This is a genomic window from Peribacillus sp. NPDC056705 (assembly GCF_043656335.1).
On record NZ_JBHTYI010000212.1, the window covers coordinates 1 to 1,287 of the forward strand.

Annotated in this window: 2 protein-coding genes; both read right to left on the reverse strand. The window is 51.1% G+C overall.

The annotated features are described in order from the left end of the window. A partial coding sequence (locus tag ACFRAK_RS29010; protein WP_394573200.1) for a Gfo/Idh/MocA family protein occupies nt 1-781 on the reverse strand: 781 nt, incomplete at its 3' end. 25 nt (nt 782-806) lie between these two features. After that, on the reverse strand, nt 807-1,287 hold a 481-nt coding region (locus tag ACFRAK_RS29015), incomplete at its 5' end, for a sugar phosphate isomerase/epimerase family protein (RefSeq protein WP_394573201.1).

Sequence of the window (1,287 nt, forward strand, 5' to 3'; positions counted from 1 at the left end):
CGATCACAATCTTCCCGCGGTCGCCTGTTACCTCATATCGATTCGTCCCTGGCGCTTCCCCCGTGGTCGTAATAAAGACAGCTGTAGCGCCGTTCTCATATTCCGCATAAGCGGTCACATCGTCTTCAACCTCGATGTTGCGATACTTGCCGAACGAACAGAAAGCCCGGATTCGCGTAGGCATCATTCCGGTTGTCCATTGCCATAAGTCGAGCTGATGCGGGGATTGATTGATGAGCACGCCCCCACCTTCGCCTCCCCAAGTCGCGCGCCAGCCGCCTGAATCGTAGTAACTCTGCGAACGATACCAATTCGTAACGATCCAATTCATGCGCCGGACTTCACCAAGCTCACCATCAGCTATAAGTTCTCGCAGCTTCTTATACAGCGGATTGCAGCGCTGGTTGTACATGATGGAGAATACTTTGCCGCTATTCTTGGCAACATCGTTCATCTCGCGAACCTGCTTCGTATACACGCCAGCCGGCTTCTCAATGAGAACATGAAGGCCTGATTTCAAACAGTGGACGGCTTCTTGCGGATGCCCATAATGCGGTGTTGCTATGATCACTGCATCCAATTCGCCCGACTCGATCATTGCGTCCACATCGTCCCATATCCGTACATCGGCTGGAAGTGTAGCTCTGGCTTCTTCTAGTTTGGCTGGCTTCAGATCACATACAGCAACAAGCTTGGCCCCAACCACTCGTCCGGCTGCCAGCGTTCTTGCGTGTGAGAAGCCCATACCAAGCCCGATAACCCCTACTCTAACCTGATTCATAACCTTCGTACCTCCTTCATCCAATTTATGTCGTTTGTTTCTGCTCGGTCCACACCCGCATCTGTTCAGCAAAGCGAGTTAGCATTTCACCTGAAGAGTACGTACCGCTGAAATCTTCCACCCCGTAATATCCGTCATAACCGACTGATTCCAAATCCTGAATAACCTGCGACCAGGGAACTGCACCATGATTCAGTGCAACCCAGCCGCTCGACCATGTGGAAGAACTTCCGTCCTCTGCCTTATGCTGTTGATAACCGCCGTTTTTCACATGTACGTGAGCAAGATAAGGCCCCAGCAGTTCTAAGCCCATACGATAGTTCTCATAGCCTTCATGCACCATATTCCCGGGATCATACAATACGCCGATCTGATCGGGATTGAAAGACGACACCAACCGATGTGCCAAGGACGCACTTGGTGTTATCGTCAGATGATGCGTTTCCACTATCGCTTTCACATCATAAGTTCGCGCTAACTCCTCAACCTCATGCAAATATCGCACC